Genomic DNA, 19,682 nt, shown 5'->3' on the forward strand with positions numbered 1-19,682 from the left:
ACGTAGAATTATATAAGAAAATTCTAAGGATAGTTAAATTAAATGAAAAGGTTTTTATATTTAATAACCATTATATCTATGGTAATGATGTTAGTATCTTGTGGACCCAAAAAAGATAGTGAGCTTCCGCAAGTTTATACAGGTTTTACGGCGAGTTTCATTTATGCAAAAGCTCATGAGCAAATGCAAAATGAAAAGTATTTTGATGCTATTAGGTCTTATAAGTCATTAGTCGCACAGTATCCGTTTACTCCACTAGCTGAGAAAGGTATGGTTGATTTGATTTATGTTTACTATATGGATGATGAATCAACTATGGCTCTAGCATTAGGACAACAGTTTATTAAGATGTATCCGTATAGTTCATATAAGGGCTATGTATACTATATGATTGGTGTTGTTGGGTTTGAAGATGGTAGGGGTATCTTACAAACTTATGCTCCTTATGATATGAACTATCATGATCCAACCGGCTATCAAGATGCTTATGTTAACTTTGAAAAAGCGATAAAGCTTGATCCTAAAGGTAGTTTTGTCCCTGATGCAAAGCGCAGAATGTTGTATATAAATAACATAATCGCGGAGCATTATTATGATATTGCTATTTTCTACTATAAAAGAGGCGCATATAACGCGGCTTTGGATAGAGCTTCTCAAATTATAAGAAACTATCCTCAGAGTACTGCAACTCAAGATGCTTTGGTATTAACAATTAAGGCTTATAATAAGCTTGGATTGTATGATCAGGCTAAAGCAAATATACGAGTGCTTAAGAAAAATTATCCTAAAAATAAATTTGTAAATAACCTACGTCCAGATGGTACAGAAAATCCCACTTGGTTTGATAGATGGTTTGGTTGGTTGTAAAAAAAATGTGGAAAATTTATTTTTGAAAACGCATGATAACTTTTCTTTAAAATATTAATCCTTTAGTATATCTATTATCACAGAGTAATTTCTTGGTAAAATGTACAAAAAAATTATTACAAGCTGTATTTTAACCTCAATATTTGGTTTTGCTCATAGTCAAACATCTTCAAATCTCTCAAATGAGACTTCAAAGTCTAGTTGTCGTTGCTTACCTTCAGAGGTATGCTGGCCTGATTCTAAACAATGGGATGATCTAGCAAAATCACTTAAAGGTAAACTCATAAAGCCAACTTCTTTTTTTTCCACATGTGAAAAAGATTCAGAAAATGATAGCTGTAAATCAATTTTACAAAATATGAAAAATCCTTTCTATATGCAGTCAGATTCTAGTAGAAATGAATCTCAAGGGTGGTATGGAGCATGGCATATTCAGCCAAGTAGCGATGCTGTTGAAGCAGAGGATACTCAAGATGTTGTGAATGCTATTAACTTTGCTAGAAAACATAATCTACGTATTGTTATCAAAGGGGCTGGACACGACTATTTAGGGCGTTCTAGTTCTCCAGATGCCTTGTTAATATGGACTCACAATATGCGTGATATTAAATATGATAAGCATTTTCACCCTCAGAGTTGTCCAAAGGATAAAGAGTATTCAGCTGTTACAGTTGGAGCTGGAACAAGATGGCTTGAGGCTTATGATGTTGTTACTAACAAATATCATGAATACGTCCAAGGAGGAGGTTGTACAACTGTTGGGGCAGCTGGTGGTTTTCCTCAAGGTGGTGGTTTTGGTAGCTGGTCTAAAAAATATGGTACAGGTGCAGGAGGAATAGTACAGGCTGAGGTTGTTACTGCAGATGGTAAGACAGTGATTGCTAATGAGTGTCAAAATCAAGATTTGTTTTGGGCAATTAAAGGTGGTGGTGGTGGAACTTATGGAGTTGTTACAAATTTAACACTAAGAACACATCAGCTTCCTAGTCACTTTGGTTTGATTAGTGGTGAAATAACAGCGAGTTCAGATGAGGTGTATAAAGCTTTGATAAAAGAGTTTCTTTCATTTTATTATTCTAACTTGAATAATGAGAACTGGGGTGAGCAGTTTGCTTTTCGTCCAAATAATAAAATGACAATAGCCATGGTTACACAAGATTTAAGTCAAAAAGAGGCTTTAGAAATTTGGCAGCCATTTAAAAAGTGGGTACAAAATCAACCTGGTCTTCATTATCAGGCCAAATATATAGATATTCCACCAACACAAATCTGGAACTATGATTATTGGCATAAAAATTATCCTGATATGGTTGTTAAAAATACTGGTCAAGATGCACGTGATGGAGAGTTTTGGTGGGCTTCTAATACAGGAGAAGTTTCTGCATATTGGTATACTTATCAGTCTTGGTATTTACCTGAGAAGTTGTTTGATCCTAAAAATATTGATAAAACGACAGAAACTTTTTACAAGGTTTCTCAGCTTGCACCAGTATCTATTCAAATTAACAAAGGTTTGGCAGGAGCTTCTGAACAAGCTCTAAAGTTAACTGAGCAGACATCTATGCATCCAGGTGTTTATAATGCTGGAGCTTTGGCTATCATGAGTTATAGTACAGATAAACCTCAGCTTGGCAAACCAAAAATGACTCCACAAATACAACAAAAAGTAGATAATGTTTATAAGGCTATGGGAATGATAATGGCATTAGCTCCTAATGCGGGAACTTATGCAAATGAGGCAGATTATTTCCAAAAAAACTGGCAGAAAGTTTTTTGGGGTGATAATTATAATAGGCTTCTTAAAATCAAAAACAAATATGATCCGAATGGTTTATTTTACTGTCATCACTGTGTAGGTAGTGAATATTGGCAAGAAGGTGGTATGTGTCGTAAATAAACAATTGCTCTAATGTAAAAAGGTTTAAGAATGACTTTTATTTCTTAGCATAATTATTTCTATAGTTATATAAACCTAGTTTTAGCTGTTAGTATTAATAATTTGTCTTATTAGCAACTATTTGTTTCAGTTGGAGGTGCTGATACTAGCAGGATTTAAAATATATCTATTATGTTAGAAATTGTGTAACAGCTTATCCTTTATTTGATTTGTCTAGATAGTATCCCTCAATTAATGAGGTTTACGATAGTTAATGATAGCTAAAATAGAGCTTAGATCATTTGTTAAAAAAAAGATGTTGAGTGATTTAAATTAAAAAATATCAAATTAAAAATTATTATACGAAAAGAGATTTTTTACTTATAAACTGGATATTTGTCACAAAGTTCTAAAACTTTTGCAGCTGTTTCAGTTTCAACTTTCTCATCTCCGCAGTTGTATACTACATCTGCTAGCCAATTTGCGATTTGCTCACACTCAGCTTCTTTGAATCCTCTAGTTGTAATAGCGGGACTTCCTATTCTTAAGCCACTTGTCACAAATGGAGAGCGAGGGTCATTCGGTATAGAATTTTTATTTACAGTGATATTCGCTCTACCTAAAGCAGCCTCAGCTTCTTTGCCTGAGAATCCTGTATTTGTTATATCTAGTAATAATAGGTGATTATTCGTACCGCCTGAAATAATATTAATATTACGTTCTTTTAGAACTTTTTCGATAGCCTTAGCGTTTCTCAATACCTGCTTTTGGTAGTCAATAAAGCTAGGTTCTAATGCTTCTTTAAATGCAACTGCTTTAGCTGCGATTACGTGCATCAAAGGTCCACCCTGAATACCTGGAAAAATAGCAGATTGGAATTTTTTAGCTAGGTCAGGATTATTGTTACAAAGTATTAATCCACCTCTCGGTCCTCTTAAAGTTTTATGAGTAGTTGTGGTTGCAACATCGACATAAGGGAAAGGGTTCGGATATAATCCTGCTGCTACAAGACCTGCAACGTGAGCAATATCAGCCATAAGTACAGCATTTACTGAGTCTGCGATTTCTCTAAATTTTTCCCAATTAATGATTCCTGAAAAAGCTGAAAATCCAGCGATTATCATTTTTGGTTGGTGCTCTTCAGCAAGTTTAGCTACCTGTTTGTAGTCTATATCACCACTTTCATTTAGACCATATTGGATAGAATTATAAATCTTACCTGAAAAATTCACTTTACTACCATGAGTCAAATGTCCACCAGCACCAAGATCCATGCCAAGGACAGTATCGCCTGGTTTTAGTACAGCATTATATACCGCGGCATTTGCTTGTGAACCAGAATGAGGCTGAACATTTGCATAGTCAACGCCAAATAGCTTTTGAGCTCTTTCAATAGCTAGTTTCTCAGCTATATCAACGAATTCACAGCCGCCATAATATCTTTTACCATGATATCCTTCGGCATACTTATTTGTAAGTTGAGAACCCTGAGCCTCCATTACGGCAGGGCTAGCATAGTTTTCTGATGCAATAAGTTCAACATGCTCATGTTGTCTTTTAACTTCAAGCTCTATAGCATCAAATATTTCTTTATCAGTGTTTTTTAAGCTATTTTTTTCAAAGCTAAACATATTTGGTAGTCTCCTGATATCTTTTAGGTGGATAAAATAAATTAAACGTTTAAAATTATAGCTTATATTATATATATATATTAGCAAATTAAAATAATAGCCATGAGCAAAGTAATTGACTTAGATGAAATAGAACGTTTAGAGCGAGAAGAAGAAAATTCTCATTATAAAGCTGTAAAAAGTAAAACAACTATAAAAAAAGATGCTTTAGAAATAACTGACTTTGGTAAATCTCTCACTGAACTAAGTAAAGAACAGTTAAGTAAGTTACCAATAGATGAAAATCTAAAAAATAATATTCTTAATGCTAAAAATTTACAAAAGATAGCTTTAAAAAGACAAATACAGTTCATAGGTAAGCTACTAAGAAAAACAGACAATCTAGAAGAAATTTATCAAGCTTATGATGTTCTAGTGAATAAAGATAAAAGTACAAACCTTATGCTTCAACGCTTAGAGAATATTCGTAGTAATCTCTTGGATCCTAGCAAATCTAACGCTACTTTAGATAAGCTTATAGAAGAATATGCTAACATAGATGTACAGAAGTTACGTCAGTTAATTAGAAATCACCATAAAGAGATTGAGAAAAATAAGCCAAATAAGTCATTTAAGGAAATATTTAAACTACTAAAAACTTTAGTTTAATTAACAGAATCGTTTTATTATTAAAAATAAGAGCTGTTATACTATAATTTGTAGTATCGCAGTAAAATTATATATTTTATGTTGGGAGAAAAGTTTTGAGATCTGAAATATACACCAAGATAGTATTTATGCTTATGTTGGTAATGTTTGTAAGTATTTTCTTTTTTGCTAGATTTTTTATCTCGGTGGGGTTTATATTAATTATTTTTTTCTCTCTTTTTAATAAAGAGGTTTTTAAAGTCCTCAAAAACAATAAGTCACTTCAGTTTTTACTGTTATCTGCGATAATGATAAATATTGGTATGATTTATGCATCTTTTGCTAGTGGCAATTTAGATATTAAGTCAATATTGGGTTTTTCAAATCCTATATTTATATTTCTATACATATGTTCAGCCAGTTACTTTCTATCTAAAAATACTAAGTATGCTAATTATCTTTTGAATTTTTATCTAGCTATTGTAGTTATATTTTCTTTGTATGCGTTATTTAGATATGTACTACATGCAAATTTTGTAGTTAGTCAGATATACTTTGGGATACATGGAGGTAGTGTTATCCAGTCAATAGTGGCATTGACCTTTCCTTTTTCTGCTGTGGTAATTATTGGTAAAGCTATTAGAATGCCAAATTTACTGTTAAAAATATTGATGTTTGCTGCTGGATTATTAGTAATTTTTATTGATCTTTTTGTAAATCGTAGTAAGGCAGGCTATGTTATTGAATTTGTAGTATTTATTTATTACTCATTCATAGCCTTAAAATACTTTAGCTTTAAACATAATAAGTTAAGTATAAAACGTTTGGTTAGTATTGTAACTACCTGCATCATAGTGATTATTGTTATCTTTGGAATTGTTTATAAGTTCTCTGGTATTTTCCATTATAGATTACAAACCTCTGTTGAAGAGTCGCAAGTGTTCTTTAATCAAGACTATAACAATATAGATGCTAGGAAACAATATGAGACTTCGACAGGGCTTAGATTGTTATACTATAGCTCTTCATTTAAGGTTTTAAGACAATATCCTAAACTTTATATACTGGGGTGTCCTTATCTTACAAGTACTACTGATGTTATTCAATGTACTAAAATTTTGATAAATGAAAATAAACGATTAAGAGATGATCCTCGTGTAGTTAATGACGGTATTATGGCTCATGATGAATTTATCAATTATATTTTTAGGGCAGGTATAGTCGCTGGGGTTTCCCTTTTATTATGTTTTGTGGCATTTTTTGTTGAAGCAAGATGGTTGGACTATCGAAATCGAGTCTATTTTAGAGTTTTAATATTAGCAATGTTTATTGGTTGTTTATTTGATTATTTCTTTACTACACAGATAATGGTTATTTTATTTGCTAATTTAACGGCAATATTCTTAGCTCAAAGAAAGTGTGAAGACAATAAAGATTCTAATATTATAACTTCTTAATAGTTTAAATCTTATTGCTATATTTGCAAAAAACGTATTTTGAGTTAGTATATTTTCATAGTATTTGTTAAATTTTATACTGGAATAACTTAGCGTATAAACATTAAACCTATTTGGACTTTTATTTATGTCAACTTCGATTAAAAAAATTCCGGCTTTTATTCCCTCAAGAGCTAAATCATCAAATTCTATAGAATATCAGTATATTACCAAAAAGATTTTTAAAACTTGGAGAACAAGTGAAGTAAGTCAAGAGATGTATAATGCAGTTTATACATGGGTTGATAAAAACCCTGATTGGGAATTTCATTTCTTTGATGATGAAGCGTGTCGCGAGTTTCTTAAAGAGAACTTTGAGAAAGATGTACTTGATGCATATGATAATATAATACCTGGGGCTTATAAATGTGATTTATGGCGATATTGTGTGTTGTATATTCATGGTGGAGTATATAGTGATATTAAGCAAGAGTTATTAGTTGGTCTTGATGATGTTTTATGCTCTGATACTGAATTTGCTTCAATTAAGGATAAATATAAACCAGACTACGAGTTTGATGGCTATATTTACCAGGCATTTATGTGCTCAAAGCCAAAGCATCCATTCCTAAAAAAAGCTATTGATATGATAGTAGAGAATTCAAAGAATGGTTTTTATGGTAATGATCCTTTAAGCATCACAGGTCCAGGTTTGTTGGGCAAAGCAATTAATCTAACAGTTAATCAACAAGAAAAGACTCCACTACACTCAGGTGCTAATAATATAAATAACTTTAGATTTGAGCTTTTTCCATATATAAAAGACGCGATATATACACATCAAAACGCGATGTTTATAAAGCCTGAGTATAATCGTTCATATAAAAAAGACCTTCATGTAAATCTAAAGAAAAATTTTGCTGGTAATTATTCGTTATGCTGGTTTACTGGTAAATGTTTTGCTTCTGGAAAAATTGATAGAATTAAGTCAAAATTCTTTAATAAGAGAAAAGGGCGCTATATTATCGATTCACTCTATCTTGAAGGTAAGCTTAATAAGGCTAGATTGACAGGTATCAAATATATCTTATTACAACCAACTCGTAGTTTATTTCTTATTAGAAAAATAATTAAGAACGAAAAGCAATTCAAGAATTAATGCCTATTTTTAATTTCGCATTGTAAATTTTTCAGTGATTGGCAATATAGTTGATCTGAGTATTCTTTGAGGTTTTCGCGTATTTGCAAATAATCGTGCCGAGATAACTCTATTGCTCTAGCCATAGCTTCTGCATAATCATCATCTTTTTTATATAATATGGCGTTATCTTGATTAAAGCCATTTATTGGAGCGAAACTTTCTCTAATAATAATTGGCTTTAGAAAACCATAGACAAGCTGAAATGTACCACTAGTCTTACAAGTAATATATTTGATATGATCAGGATTATCTTCGTATGCTGATAGGATAAAGTCAGCTTTTTCAATTTCAGTATACATTTTTTTGAAATCAAGACGTCCTTTAATATCAAAATACTTTTGCAGGTATGTTGGTAAATCTTTGATATTTCCTTTACCAATAACGACAATTTTAAAGTTAGTAACACCCGTATTTACTAGTTCTTCTACAGCATTTACAAGCAGTTTAGTGCTTTTTCTTTTTTCTGAAATTGCACCAATAGTAACAAAAGTTGTCAGAGAGTTTTTATTATTTAGCTTGAACTGTCCAAAATAGTGAGGATTAACAGCGGTAGTAGTCGCATTTTTGTAGTCCATTGTTCTAAGTGTGATAATATCCTTACGTGTTTCAGAATTATTATCAAAGTAGCTATCAATTTCATGTTCAACAAAGAAAAGTTTATTTCTATCTATTTGTTTATTAAACGAGTTATATGCTTGGTTTAGGTCTTTACCATCATATAGTTTACCAATTGTTGTGATTAGTACTCCTTGTACATTAGCCAAACTATTTTTTTTGAAAAACTTGCGAATTTGTCTTTTAGACATTTTATTGTACGAGATATTTTCATTATCAAATCTACAGAATAACCCTTCATTGTATCTTTTAGGATTGATTAGGATAGAAACATGGTAACCCAAATCAAGTAAGTATTTCGCAAATCCAGGAACTATTTCAGCATGGCTGTGTGTGCAAGGCTCCCATAGCAAGAATGTATTGTCTTTTATGATGGGTTTTTTGTAAGAAAAAATATTACAAATTTTTTTTAAAAAGTACATCTATTACTTCAAACAAATAACTAATATATGAAAACATTATAACACTTTAAGCCAGTAATTCTTAGATTACAATTATTAGAGATTAATAAATATTAGTAATCACTATTTCTTGGATTTTGAGACTCTTGTAAATAATCAGATATTGCTTTAGTATGTCTGATATAACCTATTATTATAATTAAATCAGTGGAAACTAAAGATATAAAAGATATTGAAGTTGTTGCCTTGTCATTAGGTCGTAGATTTTCTGGGATTAATGCTAGTATGCTGGCTGTGATGCCAGAGCAAGCTAAGCTAATAAATATTGTAGGTATGGGTTTTAATATTGATTCCAATGGTATTAAGACAATTAGATTTAGAGATTTTTTATTTAAGTGTTGGCGTGATAAATGGCGTATTTGGCATGCACGTAGAAATATCGATATGCTTGTGGGCATTATCTTAAAATACGTTTTTAGATATAAGATAATACTAGTTTTTACTTCTGTAGCACAAAGGCATCATAAAAAACTGACAAAATTTTATATAAACAGAATGGAGGCAGTTATATGTCCATCTGAAATATCTGCGAAATATCTTGAGAGACCGCCATATATAGTGCCGCATGGAGTTAATACGGAAGTTTTTTATCCTGCTGACAATAAGGCTCAAGAGTGGCAAAATAGAAAATTACCAGGTAAATACGGTATAGGAATATTTGGCAGAATCAGAAAGTCTAAAGGAACTTATGAGTTTATTGAAGCAGTAGTAGCTATGCTAATAAAATATCCTGATTGGACAGCTGTAGTTATTGGTGAAGCAACACCTAAAGATTTAGAGTTCAAAAAACAACTAGAGCAAATGGTTCAGCAAGCAGGTTTGCCAGAACGGATAATATTTACAGGGTTTATCAAGAATAGCAAAGAGATTCCAAGTTGGTATAGAGCATTAGATATCGTAGTTTGTGCTAGTCATAAAGAAGGCTTTGGCTTGCCAGCTCTTGAAGCTATGGCATCTAAATGTGCTGTGATTGCTACTAAAGCTGGTGCTTGGCCTGAGATTATTTCTGATGCTCAGAACGCCTATTTAATAGAACCAAAATCAAGTCAACAGATTGCTGAAAAGTTAGATACCTTAATGTCTAATGATGAATTAAGATATGAAATAGCTCAAAATGGCTATGATTTAGTGTCATCAAAATATAAAATCCAAAATGAGGCTGAAGGAATTCAGCAGGTTTATAACCAACTTTTGAAAAGAAAGTGATTAGATATACTGTTTAGTTTTTATTCATAGTAACTAATTTATTTGTAATATCATTATTTGGGAATGGTAGTTTTTCTAAGATAACATCAAAACTTTTTGTATTATCTTTATCTAGAGTATTTAAGTCCACAATAACAGGATTATTAGGTTTGTTATATGTTGTTATGTATAGTTTATTATTATTTAAATCTTTGATTACTACGTATGCTGTATGATCAAACATTTTCTTATTCTGTATTTCATCGGCTACAACACCTTTCGGAATATCAACATTATGTAATATATGAGTTACTTTTGATACAAGATTATCATCATTTTTAGGACTTTTGTTATTTGTATAATAAGCAATTGCAGCTGTTCTAACAAATCTTGATGGAGGAGAATAATCTCCAGGAATTCCAAGTAATCCGCCACCTAGAAAGCCACTGATATCTTGAACTGTTCTTTCATGTTTTTCAGTATTTATAACATCACTGATTTTAAGATTTGTTGGGGTTTTATTATCTAGTGATAAGTAATTCTTTAAGTTTAGTAATTGCCAGTCATATGTTGGTGAATTTGTCATTACTTTAACGTTTGAGTTTACATTGTAGAATTTAACTTTACCATCTATGTACTCAACAACTAAGCCAGCACCATTTTTATCTGTTATTAAAAAATGAACTTCTGGAGATATTCCATCAATTTCTATATTTTTATCAGACCATACTTTATATTCTTTTAAGGCTTGCTTTACTTCATTAACATTGGCAAATTGACTTAATATAAGGGTGGTAGACTCAATTATTGATGCATATTTGGAATCACTCTTATTTACAGTCTGATATTTTGTGAATCCAGGTAAATAGTTTGCGCTTAGGCTTAGCCCTTGGCTATTTTGTCCATCAATTACAAGAGTTTGTCCATTTTCTGATAAGCCTGTGGCTAATACTGGATATTTCGATTTGTATTCCTGTTTCGGCAGGTTAGTGCTACTAGGAGCTGTTAAATAGTGAGAAGTGTTTTTAGGAATGTAGAGAAGCTGCCAGTTCCAATCAAGAGCCCACTCCATGGTTCTTCCCGATACTACATCACCTTTTTTATTTACTAGAGTTACAGCTGTGCATGCTATAGATTGCGAAAATAACATAAATAATAAAGAAATATAGGTAAAAGTTTTTTTGAGTAAAGATTTCATTGATAACTATCCTTTGTTTATATTAGCTATGCTGATATTAGCATAGTTTTAATAAACTAATACCATTCATATTTTGATGCCAATATATAATTTTTAATAGCTGAAATTAAACTTTCACTGACTAACTTGTTTATTTATAATCTATTTAGATATAAATCAAACTTGTTAGTTAATGGAAGAAACAGTCCACCATTCAAATAAACACCCTAAAGCTTTGTGGTATATCATAGCAATTTATATGTGGGAGTATTTTAGCTTTTATGGGATGAGAGCTTTGTTAATATTATATTTAGTTGATCACCTTAAGTTTGGTGATACAACCTCTTATGCAATTGCTGGGGCATATGTGACTCTGGTATATCTTTCGCCGATTGTTGGAGGAGTTGTCGCAGACAGAGTATTAGGGTATAAGAAAGCTGTTATTTATGGAGCAGCACTTATGTCTATTGGACATATTATTTTAGGTTTTGGAGGAGATGCTAAATTATATCTAGGAATGGCTTTTATAGTTTGTGGTTATGGTTTTTTTAAGAGTAATGTTTCATGCCTACTGGGGCAGCAGTATAGTTCCCATGATCCTAAAAAAGATTCAGCATTTACATTACTATATTTAGGAGGCAATTTTGGAGGTATATTCGCTCCTATGATATGTGGCTTGATAGCCCATTACTATGGTTGGCACTATGGTTTTGGAGTCGCTGGTATTGGTATGATATTTGGGTTAATAGTATTTATGCTTGGTTCTAAATATATTCCAGATATTCTTCCTGAGAAACCCTTACCTAGATATTTTAATAGCTTTATACTTCTTTTAAGTATAGTTATTATGGTTGTGCTTGCGTATTTTGCTTTAGAGTATCTTTTTGATGGTTATCTTTTAGCCGTGGTTGCTTGTATAACAACATTATTTTTTATAATTATTTTTATTAAGACAGATTTCTCTACGCGTAAATCATTAGTTACTTTATTACCTTTTTATATATTTGGTATAGTTTTCTGGGTTTTTGATGAGCAGTTATATACTTCTGTGGAAATATTTATACATAGAAATGTCGATACTTACTTGTTTGGGATTGATATACCGGCTAGTACATTCACTTCTATGAATTCTCTGTCAATATTATTTGGAGGTTTGATTCTTGCTTGGATTTGGAAGAGAGTAAAATCTTTAGATGATGATTTTGGTAGGATGATAAAATTTTCATTTGGCTTTATATTTCAACTAATCTGTTTTATTTTATTCTTTATAGCTGCCAAAAATGCTAGTTTGGATGGTACGACTTCAGCGCTATTGGTAATTATTGCTTTGGCATTCTTAGGAATATCTGAATTATTTATAGATCCTATTGCTCTTTCTGAGATTACCTCCGTTGAAGATAAAAAATATACAGGTTTTTTAGCAGCGTCATATATGCTTTTTACAGGAAGTGTTGCGGGATTTATAGGAGCAAAAGTTGCTGACTTAGCAGCATTTAAAGGAGCGGGTGAGGATATTGATTTAGTTAAACAAGCTCATTTATTTGAAGGATTGTTTACTCATATTATGATTATCTTAGGCGTGACTATTTTACTATGGTTTCTAGTAGCATTTCTTATAAAAAAACTAAGATAATAACTTTAGTTACAGATAAAAAAAGGATAAACTGCGATTATTTTATCATTTAGTAATATAACTCTTGCTTTAGAGCGTTCTGATGCTGGTATTTTCAGCTCTTGGAATAGTACTTTTAACTTATTTGCTTTGTTTCTGCCTTGATATCTACATTTATCAGAAGCTTGTCTTTTTCGGACTATAATCTCCTTAGTATTAAAGTCCTTATTCAATTTCTCTTTGAGCCATTCAATTATGTCTTTATTATTTAAGATTAAATTTAATTGGTTATTACTTTTAATTATTAGTTGATTATATTCTACAGATATTTGATATTGTTTACTGATATCAAACTGCCAACCAGTGTGAATATTGCTAAGAGCTTTATGTATTTCTTTAATTTGTTTACTTTTTAGACTTTGATTTGTTGTTTCTTTAAACCAATGATGAATCAAACTTTTTTGTATATCATTATCTAAGGTAAGTAATTCAGAGATAAATAGACCATTATCTTTAGAAATCTTCTGTAATTTTTCATTAAGTAGCTTTTGTAATATGTTATTACTTTCTGCGCAGATCTTAGCACTACGAGAAAGAGTTCTGCTAATATTTGGATTAATTTGCTCTAATATTGGCATTATCTGATTACGAATAAGATTTCGACGATATTTTATATCCTCATTACTATCATCATAGATGTGACTAATCTTGTTTTGGTTTGCATAGTCTTGAATATCTTTCTTTGTATAATCTAAAAGAGGGCGAAGTACGCTCCCATGATTTAATTCTTTATAGTACGGCATACTAGCCAAGCCAGCTAATCCTGACCCTCTTATTGCTTGGATTAAGAATGTTTCAGCTTGATCGTCTAGATGATGACCTAGTAGAAGAATCGGATTAGAATACTGACTCATGATCTCAATGAAGAAATCCATTCTTTGCTTACTTGCCCAAGCTTCAAAACTTTCTCCTTTTGGGGCTTGATCTAGAGAGTGAGCTATGAATTTTATATTTGTATTATTACATTTTGCTTGGCAATGTAATTGCCATTTTAGTGCATCAGGATGAATATTATGATTAACATAAGCTGCTATGATAGGAATATCTAAATCTTTTGCTATATCTAATAAAACACTAGAATCTACACCGCCACTATAACCGATAACTATGTGTGAAGGGGAGTGTTTTAAAATTTGAGAGATAATTTGAGTTTTATCTAGAGACATTTATACAAGAAAACGAGCTTTTATTGTTGTTTTTATTTTTTTGAATTCATCAACAAGGTCTCTTGCCTCATCAGATGTTGATTTAATATCCATTACAACGTAGCCAATATCTTCTAGAGTTCTAAGATATTGACCTTCAACATTAATATTTTTTGCTGCCAGTATCTTGTTTAGCTCATTCATAGTACCAGGTATATTTTGGTGTATATGTAATATTCTATGTGTTTCAGTATGACTAGGTAATGATAATTCTGGGAAGTTTACAGCATTTAGGGTCGAACCATTATCAGAATATTTAATAAGCTTGGCACTAACTTCATTAGCAATGTTTTCTTGTGCTTCAATAGTACTACCACCAATATGTGGAGTTAAGAAAACATTATCAAAACCTCTTAGTGGACTTTCAAATATTTCACCCTTTGCAGAAGGTTCTTTAGGGAAAACATCTATAGCGGCACCTTTGAGCTTGCCGCTTTCTAAAACCTCAACTAAAGCTGCGATATCGATCACATTTCCTCTGGATGCATTTATCAATACAGAGTTTTCTTTCATAAAGCTCAATTCTTTGGTAGAAATCATATTTGCAGTTGTAGATAACTGAGGCACATGTAGTGAAACAACATCAGAGTTTTTCAGTAGAGTCTCTAAACTTTCTACAGCATTGGCATTACCTAAAGGAAGCTTTTCTTCAACATCATAAAAGATGACATTTAAGCCTACACTTTCAGCTAATATACCAAGCTGCATACCAATATGACCATAGCCAATAATTCCAAGAGTTTTACCTCTCACTTCATTAGCATTGTCAGCTGATTTGTGCCATTCACCACGATGAGTTTTAGCATTTTTATCAATTACATTGCGAATCAATAAGATAGCTTCAGCTAATACAAGCTCAGCGACACTACGAGTATTTGAAAATGGCGCGTTGAATACAGGTATTCCTAGATTTTGAGCTGTTTTTAGATCAACTTGGTTAGTACCAATACAGAAGCAACCGATAGCTGTTAGATGTTGGGATTTTTCAAGTACTTCTTTTGTTAATTGCGTACGAGAGCGCAAACCAACAATTTTAAAATCCTTGAGTTTATTGATAAGTTCTTCGCCCTCAAGAGCTGTGTTTAGTAGTTCAATATTTTCATATCCAGCTGCTTTGAATGTCTCAAGAGCATTTAAGTGAATACCTTCTAATAGAAGAATTGGAATTTTCTTTTTATTAAGAGATAGTTGGCTCATTTTATAATATCCTTATACAGAAATTTTTGCTTTTATAGCTGGGTGATATTTATAATTCTGAAATTCAAAGTCCTCATATTTGTAATCAAATATAGAGCTTGGCTTTCTTAAGATTTTGAGTGTTGGTAAGCCTAAAGGCTCTCTACTAAGCTGCTCATTTACTTGCTCAATATGGTTGTTATAAATATGGCAATCGCCACCAGACCAAATAAATTCACCAACATCAAGGTCGCATTGCTGAGCAACCATATGCGTTAGTAATGAGTAGCTTGCTATGTTAAATGGAACTCCTAAAAACGCATCTGCACTTCTCTGTGTGAGCATACAGGATAGCTTGTTATCAGCAACATAAAATTGGAACATTGCATGACAAGGTGGTAGGGCAGAATTACCTTTTGTAACATTCTCTTGAGGAGAAATTTTTTCTGAAGGTACAACACAAGGGTTCCATGCTGAGACTAGGATTCTGCGTGAATTTGGATTGGTTTTTAGCATTTCAATTACTTCAGTAATTTGATCTATACCTTGATCATTAAAATCACGCCATTGCTTACCATATATCGGACCCAACTCTCCATCTTCAGTTGCCCATTCATTCCATATTCTAACTTTATTATCGTTTAGATATTTTACATTTGTGCTACCACTTAAAAACCATAATAGTTCATGAACCACACTTGGGATATGAATTTTTTTTGTAGTAACTAAGGGGAAACCTTTTTGTAAGTCAAAGCGCATCTGATAGCCAAAAACACTTTTAGTCCCAGTACCAGTTCTATCACCTTTTATAGTACCATTTTCTTTAATATACTTGAGAAAATTTAGATACTCTCGCATTTACTCTTCCTTGTTTTAATAAATACCATAATAAGAATTGCAGCTCCTAATACTATCATTGGAATAGATAATATTTGTCCCATAGTCATCCAGTTAAAGAATATATAGCCATATTGAGGATCTGGTTGCCTAAAGAATTCACAAATAAACCTAGCGCTACCATATAAGAACATAAATAACCCCAATATTAAGTAGCGGGGTCTTTTTTTGATACTAACTATCCATAATACTGTAAATAGTACAACACCTTCTAAGAAGAATTCAAAGAGCTGGGAAGGGTATCTAGGTAAAGGACCTCCAGTGGGAAATACCATACCTATTGGTGAGTCCGTAACTTTGCCCCACAGTTCACCATTGATAAAGTTACCAATTCTGCCAGCACCTAAACCTATAGGCACAACTGGAGCTACAAATTCACCAAGGTCAAAGAAGTTTACTCCAAGTTTGCGTGCATATAGTGCAAATGCTATTAATACACCTATAAATCCCCCATGGAATGACATGCCACCATCCCATAAGAAAAACATTTGAGCTGGATTATGGAAGTAATAAGGAAGGTTGTAAAAGATTATATATCCAATCCTACCTCCCAATATAACACCTAAGGCAATATAAAATGTTAAATCTCCTGCTTGCTCTGGTTTGATAGGTGCCCAAGTTTTAACTTTTGCGCGATACCTCATCAAATACCATCCAGCAAAAATACCGAACAAATACATTAAACCATACCAATGAACTTTAATTGGACCCAAGTGTAAAGCAACTGGGTCAATTTGAGGGTAGTGTAACATTAGATTTAATAGCCTTTTAGTTTAGATTATTGTCTGAGACTCAAAATCAATAGCTGGAGAGTAATTTATATATTCTGGCTTAATTTGATCCTGTTTATTAGCTTTTTCTACCGCTTTCTCTTTTTTATTATTTTTAGCAGCTTTAGGCTTTTCTTTTTTAAGATCATTTTGTTCAGAAGTTTCATTACTTTTATCTATTTTTTTTATTCTTTTTGGCTGCTCCTCTTTGACGACAACTTTATCTACTACTTCAATTGTTTCTTTTACTTGCTCTTCTTGAACATTGTCAGTCTCTATAATTTTTTTATTATCAGTTTCTACACTACTAGCTTGTTGCGCAGCTTTTAAAGTACTTATTTCTTTATCTACAGAAACAGTATCAAATTTTAGATATTTATTTGTTTTAGCTCTTTCCTGAGTAGCAACCTTAGTAGCTCCATCATCTTTTAGGCTATCATAATTTTCTAAAACATCTTTAACCATAACAGAGACGAACTCTTCAGGGTTTTTAGATATTACTTTTTTGATGTTATCAGTTTTTTCAGCTGTTTGATTTTGATATTTGAGCTGAGTAATATCGACAACTTCTTCTGCATTGTTAAGATTCAAGTTATTGCTTCTGTTATTGCTACGGTTATTTGACTTTTTATCAAATTTATCATTTGATCTATTTTTGTTACGATCATTTTTATTGCGATCATTTTTGTTGTCATTATTTTTACGGTCATTGCGTTGGCCGTTATCTCTTTCTTGTCTATTATCTTGAGACTTCTGATGTTGATGCTTTTGACCTTTGTTATTATTTTTATTATCACTACGATCGTTTTTGTTATCGTTTTTACGGTCATTACGTTGCCTGTTATCTCTTTCTTGTCTATTATCTTGAGATTTCGGGTGTTGAGGCTTTTGACCTTTATTTTTGTGTTGTTTATCCTGAGGCTTAGTCTTCTCAATAGTCGTATCTTCAGCATTACCACCAAGTTTACCTAGCAATTTACTCAAAAAACTTTTTTTCTTTGGCTCTTCTTTGATAGCCTCTTTTTTAGTGTTCTGAGTATTTTTATTAGCTATATTGTCTTGGGCTTTTTTATCTTCCTTGGGAGCTTGATTTTCACTGTTTGATGTTGTCTTACTTAGCTCTACAGCGGCTACTTTCTTTTTACCTGCTTTAGGAATTTCAACATTGTATACATCTTCTATCAAATCAGAGCTTGTACGATTAGACTTGTAGCTTGCTCCCCAGATTCTTTGCATTTGAAATTTTGGAGATTCGATGTTGAAGTTAGGGATTAGCATTATTTTAACTTCAGAGATTCTTTCAATCTCAACAATACTATCTCTTTTCTCATTTAGGATATATGCAGCTATATCCACAGGTACTTGGACACGTATTTCATTAGTATCTTCTTTGATAGCTTCCGCTCTGATTTTACGTAAGATAGTAAGTGCTGTAGCTTGAGTAGTTTTAATAAAGCCATGGCCGTCACAACGAGGACACTTTTGCATTACACTCTCGTTGATTGATGAACTCAAACGTTGTCTAGAGATCTCAACAAGTCCAAGTTTAGATATACGAGACATTTGGATACGTGCTTTATCTTGCTGTAGAGCTTCCATTAACTTTTCTTCAACTTGCTTTCTATTTGGATAGAATGACATGTCGATAAAGTCAACTATAACAAGTCCTCCGAGGTCTCTAATTCTAAGTTGACGAGCAACTTCTTCAGCAGCTTCTAAGTTTGTTTTGAAAGCAGTAGTTTCTACATCCTCTGCTTTGTTAGCTCGAGATGAGTTAACATCAATTGCAACTAAAGCTTCTGTAGTATCAATAACAATAGATCCACCAGAAGGTAATCTAATCTCTCTCTTGTATGCATTTTCTATCTGTTGATCGATACCAAATTGAGCAAATATCGGTAGCTCTTCGTTGTATAGTTTAACCTTGTTTGTATCGAAGCTTTGTCTAAGTAGACCAAGCTGCCTTTTAACATCTGCAAAACATTCCTTAGAGTCTACAATAATTTCTTTAACATCTTCTTTTAGATGATCTCTAACTGTTCTTACAATTATGTCGCTCTCTTTGTGAAGTAGGGCAGGCTTTTTGATTTTGTGATAAGCCTTGAATATTGAGTTCCATAATTCAACTAGATTGTCGAAGTCATGCTTTAACTCCTCAAATGAGCATTCTACGCAAGCAGTTCTTGCGATTACGCTCATACTTTTAGGGATATTTAAGTCCTTTAGATATTTTTTTAATTTCTCTCTATCTTCACCTTCAACACGACGAGAAATTCCGCCACCATCTGGGTTGTTTGGCAGTAAAACCATGTATGAACCAGCTAGTGTGATAAATGTAGTTAGTGCAGCACCTTTGTCACCACGCTCTTCTTTGTCAATCTGTACGATTAATTCTTGTCCTTCAGAGAGAAGAGGTGCTATATTTTCACCATTTGGCACATCTTTTAGATAATACTCAGAAACTTCTTTAAATGGTAAAAAACCATTTTTATCTTCACCATAGTTAACAAATATAGCATTTAAGCTAGGTTCAATTCTAGATATGTAACCTTTGTAAATGTTAGCTTTCTTTTGTTCTCTATCTACGTTTTCGATATCTAGATCAATAAGTTTTCCGTTATCTAGAGTAGCAATTCTTGTTTCTTCACTACTTTTACTATTTATTAGTATTTTCTTCATTTTTTTATTAATTCCTTCAGTAATATAATGTTCATAACTAACTGTTTAACGAGTTAGTTCGTTTTGTTTAGACCTATTTCGGCCATTTTAATAAATCGTGCTAACAGGCTATTTCTTTAAATATGAAACCGACCAAATTTACCATCTTTAGTCAAGCGCCAATTTAGCTTGCGATTTTGTTAAAGTACTATGTACGCAATTATTTGA

General features: G+C 32.3%; 15 protein-coding genes. 7 read left to right on the top strand and 8 right to left on the bottom strand.

From position 1 onward, the window contains the following. The first annotated feature begins 42 nt into the window (after positions 1-42). Together FQ699_RS08345 and FQ699_RS08350 are read left to right on the top strand one after the other, a co-directional pair. Entirely contained in the window at positions 43-867 is an 825-nt protein-coding gene (locus tag FQ699_RS08345) for an outer membrane protein assembly factor BamD (RefSeq protein WP_013922825.1), read from the top strand. A gap of 100 nt (positions 868-967) precedes the next feature. Beyond that, complete coding sequence (locus tag FQ699_RS08350) at positions 968-2,764, top strand: FAD-dependent oxidoreductase (protein ID WP_146421932.1); 1,797 nt, start codon at positions 968-970, stop codon at positions 2,762-2,764. A gap of 356 nt (positions 2,765-3,120) precedes the next feature. On the opposite strand, the gene glyA is transcribed toward FQ699_RS08350, so the two are convergent. Then, positions 3,121-4,374, bottom strand: coding sequence for a serine hydroxymethyltransferase (glyA, locus tag FQ699_RS08355; RefSeq protein ID WP_013922827.1), 1,254 nt, complete (start codon positions 4,372-4,374; stop codon positions 3,121-3,123). Between the two features lie 102 nt (positions 4,375-4,476). Between glyA and yjgA the strand changes: the two genes are divergently transcribed. The 3 genes from yjgA (at position 4,477) to FQ699_RS08370 (ending at position 7,596) form a co-directional block, all read left to right on the top strand. After that, positions 4,477-5,022, top strand: coding sequence for a ribosome biogenesis factor YjgA (yjgA, locus tag FQ699_RS08360; RefSeq protein ID WP_146421933.1), 546 nt, complete (start codon positions 4,477-4,479; stop codon positions 5,020-5,022). A 95-nt stretch (positions 5,023-5,117) separates the two neighbouring features. Beyond that, positions 5,118-6,458 carry a hypothetical protein gene (locus tag FQ699_RS08365; protein WP_179951695.1) on the top strand — a complete coding sequence of 447 codons (1,341 nt, stop codon included), beginning with the start codon at positions 5,118-5,120 and terminating at the stop codon, positions 6,456-6,458. Positions 6,459-6,585: 127 nt separating this feature from the next. Beyond that, a complete protein-coding gene (locus FQ699_RS08370; protein WP_146421934.1) occupies positions 6,586-7,596 on the top strand; it encodes a glycosyltransferase family 32 protein in 1,011 nt (336 codons plus the stop codon). On the opposite strand, the gene FQ699_RS08375 is transcribed toward FQ699_RS08370, so the two are convergent. Next, complete coding sequence (locus FQ699_RS08375; protein WP_146421935.1) at positions 7,593-8,675, bottom strand: hypothetical protein; 1,083 nt, start codon at positions 8,673-8,675, stop codon at positions 7,593-7,595. The two genes, FQ699_RS08370 and FQ699_RS08375, sit on opposite strands and share 4 nt — an antisense overlap. A gap of 186 nt (positions 8,676-8,861) precedes the next feature. Here FQ699_RS08375 and FQ699_RS08380 point away from each other — a divergent pair, with 186 nt between their 5' ends. Beyond that, the gene (locus FQ699_RS08380) at positions 8,862-9,920 is read left to right on the top strand and encodes a glycosyltransferase family 4 protein (RefSeq protein ID WP_146421936.1); all 1,059 of its coding nucleotides are present in this window, start codon (positions 8,862-8,864) and stop codon (positions 9,918-9,920) included. A 13-nt stretch (positions 9,921-9,933) separates the two neighbouring features. On the opposite strand, the gene FQ699_RS08385 is transcribed toward FQ699_RS08380, so the two are convergent. Next, positions 9,934-11,097, bottom strand: a complete 1,164-nt coding sequence (locus tag FQ699_RS08385) for a linear amide C-N hydrolase (RefSeq protein ID WP_146421937.1) — start codon at positions 11,095-11,097, stop codon at positions 9,934-9,936. Between the two features lie 172 nt (positions 11,098-11,269). Here FQ699_RS08385 and FQ699_RS08390 point away from each other — a divergent pair, with 172 nt between their 5' ends. Next, positions 11,270-12,709: a peptide MFS transporter gene (locus tag FQ699_RS08390; protein ID WP_146421938.1), complete on the top strand. Its 1,440-nt coding sequence runs from the start codon at positions 11,270-11,272 to the stop codon at positions 12,707-12,709. Between the two features lie 5 nt (positions 12,710-12,714). Here FQ699_RS08390 and tilS read toward each other — a convergent pair whose 3' ends face one another. From tilS to FQ699_RS08415, 5 genes are read right to left on the bottom strand one after another with little or no spacing between them, the layout of a single operon-like run. Beyond that, positions 12,715-13,914: a tRNA lysidine(34) synthetase TilS gene (tilS, locus tag FQ699_RS08395; protein ID WP_146421939.1), complete on the bottom strand. Its 1,200-nt coding sequence runs from the start codon at positions 13,912-13,914 to the stop codon at positions 12,715-12,717. After that, positions 13,915-15,150: a phosphoglycerate dehydrogenase gene (gene serA / locus FQ699_RS08400; protein WP_146421940.1), complete on the bottom strand. Its 1,236-nt coding sequence runs from the start codon at positions 15,148-15,150 to the stop codon at positions 13,915-13,917. It lies immediately after the preceding gene. Positions 15,151-15,162: 12 nt separating this feature from the next. After that, a complete protein-coding gene (locus tag FQ699_RS08405; RefSeq protein WP_146421941.1) occupies positions 15,163-15,987 on the bottom strand; it encodes a thymidylate synthase in 825 nt (274 codons plus the stop codon). Then, complete coding sequence (lgt, locus tag FQ699_RS08410; RefSeq protein WP_146421942.1) at positions 15,972-16,778, bottom strand: prolipoprotein diacylglyceryl transferase; 807 nt, start codon at positions 16,776-16,778, stop codon at positions 15,972-15,974. The genes FQ699_RS08405 and lgt overlap by 16 nt, the downstream gene beginning before the upstream one ends. A gap of 21 nt (positions 16,779-16,799) precedes the next feature. After that, the gene (locus tag FQ699_RS08415) at positions 16,800-19,475 is read right to left on the bottom strand and encodes an Rne/Rng family ribonuclease (protein ID WP_146421943.1); all 2,676 of its coding nucleotides are present in this window, start codon (positions 19,473-19,475) and stop codon (positions 16,800-16,802) included. Between the last annotated feature and the right edge of the window lie 207 nt (positions 19,476-19,682).

The organism is Francisella salimarina, from assembly GCF_007923265.1.
GTDB lineage: Bacteria > Pseudomonadota > Gammaproteobacteria > Francisellales > Francisellaceae > Francisella > Francisella salimarina.

Bases quoted from the DNA above. Each gene is read 5' to 3' on its own strand.
- FQ699_RS08345 (WP_013922825.1), top strand. From the start codon at position 43: ATGAAAAGGTTTTTATATTTAATAACCATTATATCTATGGTAATGATG.
- FQ699_RS08350 (WP_146421932.1), top strand. From the start codon at position 968: ATGTACAAAAAAATTATTACAAGCTGTATTTTAACCTCAATATTTGGT.
- glyA (WP_013922827.1), bottom strand. From the start codon at position 4,374: ATGTTTAGCTTTGAAAAAAATAGCTTAAAAAACACTGATAAAGAAATA.
- yjgA (WP_146421933.1), top strand. From the start codon at position 4,477: ATGAGCAAAGTAATTGACTTAGATGAAATAGAACGTTTAGAGCGAGAA.
- FQ699_RS08370 (WP_146421934.1), top strand. From the start codon at position 6,586: ATGTCAACTTCGATTAAAAAAATTCCGGCTTTTATTCCCTCAAGAGCT.
- FQ699_RS08375 (WP_146421935.1), bottom strand. From the start codon at position 8,675: ATGTACTTTTTAAAAAAAATTTGTAATATTTTTTCTTACAAAAAACCC.
- FQ699_RS08385 (WP_146421937.1), bottom strand. From the start codon at position 11,097: ATGAAATCTTTACTCAAAAAAACTTTTACCTATATTTCTTTATTATTT.
- FQ699_RS08390 (WP_146421938.1), top strand. From the start codon at position 11,270: ATGGAAGAAACAGTCCACCATTCAAATAAACACCCTAAAGCTTTGTGG.
- tilS (WP_146421939.1), bottom strand. From the start codon at position 13,914: ATGTCTCTAGATAAAACTCAAATTATCTCTCAAATTTTAAAACACTCC.
- serA (WP_146421940.1), bottom strand. From the start codon at position 15,150: ATGAGCCAACTATCTCTTAATAAAAAGAAAATTCCAATTCTTCTATTA.
- FQ699_RS08405 (WP_146421941.1), bottom strand. From the start codon at position 15,987: ATGCGAGAGTATCTAAATTTTCTCAAGTATATTAAAGAAAATGGTACT.
- lgt (WP_146421942.1), bottom strand. From the start codon at position 16,778: ATGTTACACTACCCTCAAATTGACCCAGTTGCTTTACACTTGGGTCCA.
- FQ699_RS08415 (WP_146421943.1), bottom strand. From the start codon at position 19,475: ATGAAGAAAATACTAATAAATAGTAAAAGTAGTGAAGAAACAAGAATT.